We start from the raw sequence: 9,973 nt of genomic DNA, 5'->3' as shown, positions 1-9,973 counted from the left end.
TGTGGTTCTGTTGGGGGGGGGGGGGCGCGTTGTCGGGCGCCGCGGTGCGGTTGTGGTTGGGGGGGGGGCGTGTGGGCGTCTTTCTCTCAGTTTGGGGGGGCCCCCCCCCCCCCCCCGGCACTACCGTCGGTCAGCTCAACCACTCGCGGCACGCGTTGTCTGCCTGCCTGCCACATGCCTGCTGCATGCGTTGCTGCAACCGTGCCAGCGTTTCCGCACCCTGGTGCTTGCCACCCCAGGCCTTCAGCTGCACCGCCAACCGCTCGAAGCGCTGCTTCGTGCGCTGGTGGTACCCCGATGGCTGCGTCTGCAGTTCGGAAATCAACGCATCGGTGGCCTGCTCGATGCGCGGGGCATCGTCCGGTGCCAGCCGCAGCAGGCCTTCGACGTACAGCACGCCCCACTGCACGCGCGTGGCAGGGCCCTGCGCACCGTCGTAGGCGCGCTTCAGCCAGTCCAGTGCACCGGCGGTGTCGCCGCGCTTTTCAGCCAGCTCGGACAGCTCGGGCATGTAGTAATACGGTTGCTCACTGCGCTTCAGTTCGGCCAGCAGCAGGGCCTCGGCGGCGGCGTCATCGCCCACCTCGCGAAGGGCAGAGGCCGCGCTGCTGATCGTGGCCTGGCGCGCATGCGCATCGGTGGCGGCGGCATCGGCGGCAGCCACCCGCTGCTTTACCCGCTGCACCAGCGCCGCAGGCAGTGCGCCATCGGGTTGCTGCTGGCGGGCCAGCGAGACTTCAACCAGCGCGCGCGACAACGCATCGTCGGCGCGATTGCCACGCTCGGCGTCGGCGCGGTCCAGCGCCACCAGCAGCTGCTGGCCCAGCGCATTGCTGCTGGCTGGCCCGGCACTGGCCTGCTTGACCAGATCAGCACCGGCGTAGCCCAGCAGCTCGCGGTTGCGACGCACTTCGGTGGGCTGTGCCAGTACTGCCTGCAGCAGTTCGCGCACCTCGGTCGGCGTTGCAGTCGGCGTGCCGGCGGTCGCCAGCGCCAGCAGGGCGAAGCGGCGCTGCAGGGCGGCATCCGGGGCGGCCTTGGCCAGCTGGCGCAGCACCTCATCGGTCCTGCGCTCACCGGCCAGGCGGTTGGCATCTACCTCCCAGCCGTAGTCGCTCAGGACCTGCCAGTCTTCGGCACCCAGCTTTGCCGGTGTGGACAGGGCGGTGGCCAGGGTCTCGGCCACGGCGCTGCGGCGGCTGGCGGCGACGGTCAGCGTGCGGGTCAGTGCCGCGGCGTCGTTGCCGCCAGCCACGCGGGTGATCTCGTTGCGCTGCGGGTCGAGCACGATCAGGGTCGGATAGCCGCGCACGCCGAAGCGTTCGCCCCACGCCTGCGCGCCTTCCTCGTCGCCATCCAGATACACCGGCACGAACTTGCCGGTCAGCGCGATGAAGCCGGGATCCTTGAACAGGCCGGCCTTCAGCTGGTTGCAGGGCGGGCACCACACCGCACCCCAGTACAGCAGCACCGGCTTGCCGGTTTCGGCGGCCTCGTTGAACGCATCGTCCACGTCGCCCTGGCGCCAGGCAATGGACGAAGTCGGTGCGGCCTCGGCCGCCTTGGCACTGGCAACCGGTGCCTGTGCGGGGGAACAGGCGGTCAGCGCCGTGGCCAGCAGCAACAAGGGAAGGGCAGCGCGCATCGGCAGCGTCTCGAAGGGAGGTGAACGAAGGGCCATTGTAGGAATGCTGCCTGCCCATGCTGATGCAGTTTGCTTATGTCCGGCATGCCCTGCGGTATATGCGAGGGGAAAAGGTGCGGAGGATGCCGGCCAGCGGTCGGCACTACCAGGCCGGTACCAGCGGTGCGGGATGATGCCGGCCAGCGGCCGGCACTATCCCTGCAGTTCCGCCGCCAGCAGCCCGGCCAGCCAGGTCATGAACGCTTCGACGCGGCGCGGCAGATGGCGGCGCTGCGCATGGACCAGGTTGACCGGCATCGGTTCGGCCGGGAAACCGGGCAGCACTTCCACCAGGCGGCCGTCGCGCAGCGCCTCGCGGGCGCCCATTTCCGGCACCTGGATGATGCCCAGTCCCGCCAGCGCGGCGGCGCTGTAGCTTTCGGCGCTGTTGACCGTCAGTGCGCCGCGCATCGGCCAGCTGCGGTAGTGCTGGCCATCGAAATACTCAAAGCCGGGCGAGCGCTGGCCCAGCGTGCCCACGTAGTGCACCAGCCGGTGCTGGTCGAGGTCGGCCAGCTGCCGTGGCGTGCCGTGCTCGGCCAGATAGGCCGGGCTGGCCACATTGAGGATGCGCATCTGCCCCAGCGTGCGCGCGATCAGGCTGCTGTCATCCAGGGTGCCGACCCGCAGCACGCAGTCGAAGCCCTCGCGCACCACGTCCACGCGGCGGTCGGTGGCACTCAGCTCGACTTCCAGCCCCGGGTGCAGGGCAAGGAAGGCAGGCAGCTGCGGAATCACCAGATTGCGGGCCATGCCGCCGGGCATGTCCACCCGCAGGCGGCCGCTCAGTTCGCCGGTTTCGCGCCGGAACAGGTTCTGCAGCTCCTCCATGTCATCGAGCAGATCGTACGCGCGTTGCTGCAGCTGGGCGCCATCGGCTGTGAGGTGCACGCGGCGGGTGGTCCGGTGCAGCAGCTGGGTGCCCAGCTCGGCCTCCAGGCGGGCGATGGCCTGCGAAACGCTGGCCTTGGGCAGGCCAAGGCTGTCGGCGGCGCGGGTGAACGAACCCAGTTCGGTGACGCGCAGGAAGACGCGCAGGGTGTCGAGGCGGTCCATGGATTGTTTGTCTGGAATGAACAGTAAAATCAGGATCTCGCGATTTATGTGTGCAGGCAATCCCAATAGTCTGGCCACACTTCCTCACCCGACAGGTGCGTGCCATGACTCCCTCTCCCCGTGTCGTCCTCATCACCGGTGGCAGCCGCGGCCTGGGCCGCAATGCCGCACTGGCCCTGGCGGCCGATGGTGCCGATATCGTCATCACCTACCGCTCGCAGGCCGATGCTGCCGCGCAGGTCGTGCAGCAGGTGCAGGCGCTGGGCCGCCGTGCGCTGGCACTGCCGCTGGACGTGGCCGACAGCGCGGCCTTCCCGGCGTTTGCCGGCCAGCTGCGCGATGCGCTGCAGCAGTGGGGCGTCAGTGGCCTGCAGGGCCTGCTCAACAATGCCGGTGAAGGCCTGTATGCGCCCATCGCCGAGACCACCGAGGCGCAGTTCGACCACGCCGTGGCCGTGCACTTGAAGGGGCCTTACTTCCTGACCCAGGCGCTGTTGCCGCTGATCGCCGATGGTGGCCGCATCCTCAACGTGTCCAGCGGCCTGGCCCGCTTCTCGCTGCCGGGCAGTTCGGCCTACGCGATGATGAAGGGCGGTATTGAAGTGTTCACCCGCTACCTGGCCAAGGAGCTGGGGGCGCGCGGCATCAGTGCCAACACCCTGGCGCCGGGCGCGATCGAGACCGATTTCGGCGGCGGCCGCGTGCGCGACGATGCGCAGATGAACGCCATGGTGTCGTCGATCACTGCGCTGGGCCGCGCTGGCCTGCCTGACGACATCGGTCCGGTGGTGGTGGCGCTGCTGTCGCCGTCCACCGGCTGGGTCAACGGCCAGCGCGTGGAAGCCTCAGGCGGCATGTTCGTCTGACGGCGGACACCGGTTACGGCGCGGCGAGGGTCAATGGCTGGTAGACCAGTCCGTTGTACTCGCCGACCTCGCCATCGATGACGAAGCCGTAGCGCTGGTAGGTCGGCACCGCATTCAACGAGGCGCGTACGCTCATCGCAGGTGCGCGCAACTGCGGCAGCACTGCCTGGAACAGGGCGTGGCCGATGCCCTGGCCCTGGCAGGCCGGGTCGACGAACAGCATCGCCAGGTGCCGGCCTTCCTTCAGTTCGACCACGCCGACCACGCGGCGATCCTGCTCGGCCACCAGGATGTGGTTGTCACCCGGCAGCCGCTCGGCAAACGCACTGGCCGATGCCACCTGCATGAACGTGGCCACGCCCTGCGCGCCCAGTGAGGCCGCGACGGCTTCGTTGAAGGCGGCGATGCAGACCGCGCTGATGGCAGGCAGATCCTCGGGGCGGGCGGGGCGGATGGAATGCATGCAGTGTTCTTTCCATGGTGACGTGCAGGTGCGTTGCACACGATAAGCTCGTTGCATGAATCACTTCAACGCGGCCCATGCACGGGTGTTTGCCGGCAACGGCCCGAGCCTTGGGCTGATGACGCCGGTCGCTGCACACGGGCTGGCGGATGTGGCAGAAGCGCAGCGCATCGCGCGCCTTGCCGATGACCTCGGCTTCGCTGCGCTGTGGACCCGCGATGTGCCACTGATGGTCCCACAGGGTCCAGAAGCGACATCCAGTGCACTTGATGATCCTTTCCTCTGGCTTGCACTGCTGGCCGGCGCTACCACGCGCATTGCGGTGGGCACGGCGGCCATCGTGCTGCCGCTGCGGCATCCGCTGCATGTGGCCAAGGCTGCCTTGAGCCTGGACCGGATCAGCGGCGGCCGCTTCGTGCTGGGGCTGGGTTCGGGCGACCGCCCGGAAGAATTCGCGGCGTTCGGCGAAGACCTCGACGGCAGGGCAGCGACCTTCCGTGAGCGCTGGTCATTGCTGCGCGCGGCGCTGTCGCCGGACAAGGCTGAGCGGGCACGTGTATGTGATGCCACCGGTGGGTTCGACGTCCTGCCGGCACCGCAGGCACGCATTCCGATGCTGGTGGTGGGCACGGCGCGGCAGAGCCTGCAGTGGATCGCCCGCGAAGCAGAAGGGTGGGCCACTTACCATCGCGAAGAGGCGGCGCAGGAAGGTCGCATCGGGCTGTGGCAGCAGGCGCAGGGGGCGGGCGTGACCAAGCCGTTCGTGCAGTCGATGCTGCTGGACCTGCAGGCCGATCCGCAGGCACCGGCCGAGGCACTGCCGCTGGGCCTGAAGGTGGGCCGCGATGGGCTGCTGGCCTATCTGCAGCGGGTGCATGCGCGGGGCGTGGCGCATGTGATGTTCAACCTGGTGGACAACGGGCGGCCGGTGGATGAGGTGTTGCGGGAGATTGCTTTGGTGGGTGTCCACCTTGGTGGACACGCTGTTTGATTGCGTATTGGCCGGGCATGGCCCGGCGCTACCGCTGCATCTGTGCATCTGCGTATCATTCGCGTTTGATCCTGTTGCCGGAGCGGCGCGTGACCCGACGTAATCCCATGCATCCGACCGGGCGTGTCTTCGCCGTGGTTGCCTTCATTGAAGCGCTCACCTGGGCGGGCCTCCTCATCGGCATGTGGCTCAAGTACGGGCCTTACGCCAATGTTGCCCTGGTGAAAGTGTTCGGCCCGCTGCATGGTGCGGCCTTCCTGGTCTACGTGGCGGTGACCCTGTTTGCGGCCATCCGCCTGCGCTGGCCCTGGTGGGCCAGTGCGCTGGCATTGCTGGCGGCCCTTCCGCCGCTGGTGACCCTGCCGCTGGAATGGTGGTTCCGCCGCCGTGGCCTGCTGGAACTGCGTTCCCCGCGCTGAAAGGTTGCATTACCGGCCCATTCAAGAGAATGGGTATCAAATGCAAATACGAGCCGTTATCATTTGATGATGCCATCGTCCCTGCCGGGACCGGCTCCTTCACTGAAACGGCTGGTGTTCCATGCATGCACGTCCCGTCGTCGCCGGCTTGCCGGTCCTGGTCCTTGCCGCCCTGATCGGTACGATGGCGATGATGTCGTTCGTGGCGGTGATCGGGCCGGTGGTGCGTCTGCTCGGCCTGTCCGAATGGCATGCGGGCTTGTCGGTCACCGCCGCCGGCGTGTTGTGGATGCTGGCGGCGCGCCCCTGGGGCCTGCTCAGTGACCGCATCGGGCGCAAGCGCGTGCTGCTGCTGGCGATGGCGGCCTACACCGTGGTCTACATCGGCCTGGCGGTGTTCATCGATATTGCCCTGCAGGGGGTGACACCGGTGCTGGTCTCGGTGCTGGTGCTGGTGGGCGCACGCGGCTTGATCGGCCTGTTCTATGCCGCGGTACCGCCCACCGCCGCAGCGCTGATTGCCGACCAGGCCCCGACCGGCCAGCGCGCACAGTTCATGGCGCGGCTGGGCAGCGCCAATGCACTGGGCATGGTGCTGGGCCCGGCCGCCGCGGGTTGGCTGGCCTACCGCAATCTTCCGCTGGCGCTGTATGTAGCGGCGCTGCTGCCGCTGGTCGCGCTGGTGCTGATCGCGTGGCGGCTGCCGGCCACGCCGCCGGTGGCCGCCGCGCAGTCGCGCCACCGTGCACCGATGTCACGGCTGGATGCGCGGCTGCGCCTGCCGCAGCTGGCCGCGTTCCTGGGCATGGTCTCGGTGACCATTGCCCAGGTCACTGTGGGCTTCTTTGCCATCGATCGGTTTGGCCTGGACGCCGCCGCTGGTGCGCGCATGGCCGGTATCGCCCTGACGGCGGTGGGCGTGGGCCTGATCCTGGCGCAGGTGCTGGTGATGAAACTGACGGTGCATCCCCGCCGCTGGATCAGCGTCGGTGCGCTGATCGCCGGGCTCGGCTTCGCCTCGGTTGCCGCTGTGCAGCAGCCTTGGCAGCTGCCGCTGACCTACGCGCTGGCCGCCTTCGGCATGGGCTTCGTTTTCCCGTCCTTCCAGGCGCTGGCTGCCGATGCGGTGGAGGCGCACGAACAGGGTGCCGCTGCCGGCACCGTGGCGGCAGCACAGGGGCTGGGCATGGTGACAGGCCCGATGCTGGGCACCTTGCTGTATCGCGCCGGTGCAAGCCTGCCCTACCTGCTGGTGGGCGTGCTGCTGGTGCTGCTGTGCGCCCTGGCCATGGCCCAGCGGGCAAAGGAGGCCGCATGAACGAGTCCCTGATGCGGGCTGCGTGGCCGGAGGCTGCAGCTCCTGCGACTCATTGTGCAAACGAGGCGATGGTGTTCGTGCTGCAGCACGCCGAGCAGCAGCTGCATGCGCGTGGCTGCCGGGCAAGCCTGCCTGCGGGTGCGCTGGCGAGTCTGGCCGAACGGGTGGAAGCATTCTTTGCCCAGCAGCGCGGCGGACCGGGCCTGCTGGTGGGCGCGGTGCCGTTCGAACCGCGCGCGGACGATGCGCTGTACCAGCCTGAGCGTGTGCTGCCCGGCCTGCCAGCGCAGCCTGTGCCCGCACCGGCACTGCGGGGTGCGCTTCAGGCCCAGCCCAGCGCAGACGCCTATGCCACCGCCGTGGCCAGCGCCGTGCAGGCCATGCGTGCGCCCGATGCCACGCTGCACAAGGTGGTGCTGGCGCGCAGCCTGCTGGCGCAGACCGATCAACCGCTGGCACCGGATGCGCTGTTGGCGCGGCTGGGGGTGGACCTTTCGGTGGCGACCTACGCGGTGCCACTGCCGGTCGAGCCGGGCCAGGCACCGGCATGGCTGGTGGGCGCCACGCCGGAACTGCTGCTGCGCAAGCGCGGCGCGCAGGTGTTGTCGCATCCGCTGGCCGGCTCTGCCCGCCGCCACCGCGATCCAGTCGAAGACCAGCGCGTGGCGCAGGCTCTGCTGGCCTCGCGCAAGGACCATGACGAACACCGCCACGTCGTGGAGGCCATCGTTGAGGGACTTGCGCCTTGGTGCGGCCGTGTCGAAGCGCAGGCGCAGCCGGTGCTGCACGCGACCGCCAGCATGTGGCACCTCGGCACGCGCATCCACGCCACCCTGAAGGACGCGTCGACGCCGGCTGCGGCGCTGCTGGCCGAACTGCACCCCACGCCTGCGGTCTGCGGTACGCCGCGACAGGCCGCATTGCAGCGCATCCGTGAACTGGAACCGGTGCCGCGCGGCTTCTACGCAGGTGCCGTGGGCTGGCTGGACGCGCAGGGCGATGGCGACTGGTATGTGGCCATCCGTTGTGCCCGCCTGCAGGGTACGCAGCTGCGCCTGTTCGCCGGTGCCGGCATCGTGGCCGACTCGCAGCCGCAGGCCGAAGCGGCCGAGACCGGCGCGAAATTCACCGCATTGTTGAACGCGCTGGGCGTACACGACCCGGCCCCGCTGATCGAGGCGACGCCATGAACACGCTTGCATCCCCGCGCCTGCCGCTGCGCCAGGTCTGGCCCGAAGACCGGGTTGCGCGCTACCGCGCTGCCGGCCACTGGCGTGGCGAGACCTTCCCGGCCTTCCTGCGTGAGCGTGCCGAACAGTTCGCCGACGAGATCGCGGTGGTGGCCGGTGACGTGCGCCTGAGCTATGCGCAGCTGTGGCACGAAGCCGGGCGTATCGGCGCGGGCCTGCTGGGCCAGGGACTGCAGCCGGGCGACCGCGTGCTGGTGCAGTTGGGCAACACCGCCGGCTTCATCACGACGGTCTGCGGCTTGTTCCGTGCCGGGCTGGTGCCGGTGTACGTGCTGCCGGCGCATCGTCTTACCGAACTGGTGCACTTCGCGCGCAAGGCCGAAGCCAGTGCCTACGTCACCACCGACGTGCATGAAAACTTCGACCACCGCGAGCTGGCGCGCGCGCTGCAGGCGGAGGTGCCGGGCGTTGCCCGTGTGGTGATCGATGGGGACGCTGGCGAATTCACCGCGCTGGACGCGCTGCAGGGTGATCGCAGCCAGCTGCCGGCCGATCCGGATCCGCAGTCGGTGGCGTTCCTGCAGATCTCCGGCGGCAGCACCGGGCTGTCCAAGCTGATCCCGCGTACCCACGACGACTACATCTACTCGTTCCGCGCCAGCAACACGATCTGTGGCATCGACCGCGACAGCGTCTACCTGGTCGCGCTGCCGGCGGCGCACAACTTCCCGATGAGCTCACCGGGCTTCTTCGGCGCGCTGTATGCCGGCGCGCGGGTGGTGCTCAGTCCCGGCCCCGGCCCGGATGCCGCCTTCCCGCTGATTGCCCGCGAACGGGTGACCTGCTGCGGCCTGGTGCCACCGCTGGCCCTGCTGTGGGCGCAGGCCGCGGCAACCAGCAAGCACGACCTGTCCAGCCTGCAGGTGCTGCAGGTGGGCGGTGCCAAGCTGGTGCCGGAAGCTGCGCGGCGGGTGATCGATGGTCTGGGCTGCACGCTGCAGCAGGTGTTCGGCATGGCCGAAGGGCTGGTCAATTACACCCGGCTGGACGACCCCGAGGCACTGATCGTGGCCTGCCAGGGGCGGCCGATCAGCCCGGACGATGAAGTGCGCGTGGTCGATGACCACGACCAGCCCGTGGCCGACGGTGAGGTGGGGCATCTGCTGACCCGCGGCCCGTACACCATCGGCGCGTACCACAACGATGAGGTAGCCAACGCACGCGCCTTCACCGACGATGGGTTCTACCGCACCGGCGACCGTGTGCAGCAGCTGCCTGGTGGCTACCTGGTGGTGCAGGGCCGGGCCGGTGACCACATCAACCGCGCCGGCGAGAAGATTTCCGCCGAGGAGATCGAAGACCACCTGCTGGCCCATCCTGCCGTGTTCGATGCAGCGGTGGTGTCCATTCCTGACGACTACCTGGGCGAGCGCAGCTGCGCCTTCGTGATCCAGCAGGGCGAGCCGATCAAGGGCCCCGCGCTGAAGGCCTGGATGCGTGGCCGCGGCCTGGCCGCGTTCAAGGTGCCCGACCAGGTGGTGTTCGTGGACAGTTTCGATACCACGGCGGTCGGCAAGATCAGCCGCCGTGAACTGCGTGCGCAGCTGCGCGCGCGTCATCTGCAACAGACAGGAGGAACGCGCTGATGGCGCTGCCCCGTATTGCCCCATACCCCTTGCCGACCGCCGCCGAACTGCCGACACCGCGCGGCCCGTGGCGGCCGCAGCGTGACCGCATCGCACTGCTGGTGCACGACATGCAGCGCTATTTCCTGGCCGCGTTCGATGACGCTGCCGAGCCCCTGCAGCCGGCGGTGGCCAACATCGCGCGGTTGCTCGCGCATTGCCGTGCACACGGCATCCCAGTGTTCTACACCGCCCAGCACGGCGACCAGGACCGGCGCGACCGCGGCCTGCAGGCCGATCTGTGGGGCCCGGGCATGCGCCGGGGCGAGGAACACGAAGCGATCATCGAGGCGCTGGCGCC

The 9,973-nt window shown here is 69.0% G+C and carries 10 protein-coding genes; 7 read left to right on the top strand and 3 right to left on the bottom strand.

Going from position 1 to position 9,973, the window contains the following annotated elements; all coding sequences use genetic code 11:
* Positions 1–130: 130 nt before the first annotated feature.
* Complete coding sequence (locus tag ACQKDV_RS15980; protein WP_427785021.1) at positions 131–1,645, bottom strand: thioredoxin family protein; 1,515 nt, start codon at positions 1,643–1,645, stop codon at positions 131–133.
* Positions 1,646–1,837: 192 nt separating this feature from the next.
* On the bottom strand, positions 1,838–2,806 hold the full coding sequence (locus ACQKDV_RS15975; protein WP_427785018.1) for a LysR family transcriptional regulator: 969 nt from the start codon (positions 2,804–2,806) through the stop codon (positions 1,838–1,840).
* 38 nt (positions 2,807–2,844) lie between these two features.
* Here ACQKDV_RS15975 and ACQKDV_RS15970 point away from each other — a divergent pair, with 38 nt between their 5' ends.
* On the top strand, positions 2,845–3,606 hold the full coding sequence (locus ACQKDV_RS15970) for an SDR family NAD(P)-dependent oxidoreductase (RefSeq protein ID WP_427785015.1): 762 nt from the start codon (positions 2,845–2,847) through the stop codon (positions 3,604–3,606).
* Positions 3,607–3,619: 13 nt separating this feature from the next.
* On the opposite strand, the gene ACQKDV_RS15965 is transcribed toward ACQKDV_RS15970, so the two are convergent.
* Complete coding sequence (locus ACQKDV_RS15965) at positions 3,620–4,069, bottom strand: GNAT family N-acetyltransferase (protein WP_427785014.1); 450 nt, start codon at positions 4,067–4,069, stop codon at positions 3,620–3,622.
* Between the two features lie 55 nt (positions 4,070–4,124).
* On the opposite strand from ACQKDV_RS15965, the gene ACQKDV_RS15960 reads away from it, so the two are divergent.
* The 6 genes from ACQKDV_RS15960 to ACQKDV_RS15935 form a co-directional block, all read left to right on the top strand.
* Positions 4,125–5,060, top strand: coding sequence for a TIGR03571 family LLM class oxidoreductase (locus ACQKDV_RS15960; RefSeq protein ID WP_427785013.1), 936 nt, complete (start codon positions 4,125–4,127; stop codon positions 5,058–5,060).
* 107 nt (positions 5,061–5,167) lie between these two features.
* On the top strand, positions 5,168–5,479 hold the full coding sequence (locus tag ACQKDV_RS15955; RefSeq protein WP_427785019.1) for a DUF3817 domain-containing protein: 312 nt from the start codon (positions 5,168–5,170) through the stop codon (positions 5,477–5,479).
* Positions 5,480–5,600: 121 nt separating this feature from the next.
* Complete coding sequence (locus tag ACQKDV_RS15950; protein ID WP_427785011.1) at positions 5,601–6,797, top strand: MFS transporter; 1,197 nt, start codon at positions 5,601–5,603, stop codon at positions 6,795–6,797.
* Entirely contained in the window at positions 6,794–7,987 is a 1,194-nt protein-coding gene (locus ACQKDV_RS15945; protein WP_427785010.1) for an isochorismate synthase, read from the top strand. The genes ACQKDV_RS15950 and ACQKDV_RS15945 overlap by 4 nt, the downstream gene beginning before the upstream one ends.
* A complete protein-coding gene (locus ACQKDV_RS15940; RefSeq protein WP_427785009.1) occupies positions 7,984–9,633 on the top strand; it encodes a (2,3-dihydroxybenzoyl)adenylate synthase in 1,650 nt (549 codons plus the stop codon). The genes ACQKDV_RS15945 and ACQKDV_RS15940 overlap by 4 nt, the downstream gene beginning before the upstream one ends.
* A partial coding sequence (locus ACQKDV_RS15935; RefSeq protein ID WP_427785008.1) for an isochorismatase family protein occupies positions 9,633–9,973 on the top strand: 341 nt, incomplete at its 3' end. The genes ACQKDV_RS15940 and ACQKDV_RS15935, both read left to right, overlap by 1 nt.

Source organism: Stenotrophomonas sp. NPDC077659, assembly GCF_050268705.1.
In the GTDB taxonomy this organism is placed as follows: Bacteria; Pseudomonadota; Gammaproteobacteria; order Xanthomonadales; family Xanthomonadaceae; genus Stenotrophomonas.
This window is presented reverse-complemented; position numbering and strand designations above follow the sequence as displayed.

Coding starts and splice junctions, on each gene's coding strand:
- ACQKDV_RS15960 (WP_427785013.1), top strand. CDS start 4,125: ATGAATCACTTCAACGCGGCCCATGCACGGGTGTTTGCCGGCAACGGC.
- ACQKDV_RS15970 (WP_427785015.1), top strand. CDS start 2,845: ATGACTCCCTCTCCCCGTGTCGTCCTCATCACCGGTGGCAGCCGCGGC.
- ACQKDV_RS15965 (WP_427785014.1), bottom strand. CDS start 4,069: ATGCATTCCATCCGCCCCGCCCGCCCCGAGGATCTGCCTGCCATCAGC.
- ACQKDV_RS15980 (WP_427785021.1), bottom strand. CDS start 1,645: ATGCGCGCTGCCCTTCCCTTGTTGCTGCTGGCCACGGCGCTGACCGCC.
- ACQKDV_RS15940 (WP_427785009.1), top strand. CDS start 7,984: ATGAACACGCTTGCATCCCCGCGCCTGCCGCTGCGCCAGGTCTGGCCC.
- ACQKDV_RS15945 (WP_427785010.1), top strand. CDS start 6,794: ATGAACGAGTCCCTGATGCGGGCTGCGTGGCCGGAGGCTGCAGCTCCT.
- ACQKDV_RS15955 (WP_427785019.1), top strand. CDS start 5,168: ATGCATCCGACCGGGCGTGTCTTCGCCGTGGTTGCCTTCATTGAAGCG.
- ACQKDV_RS15950 (WP_427785011.1), top strand. CDS start 5,601: ATGCATGCACGTCCCGTCGTCGCCGGCTTGCCGGTCCTGGTCCTTGCC.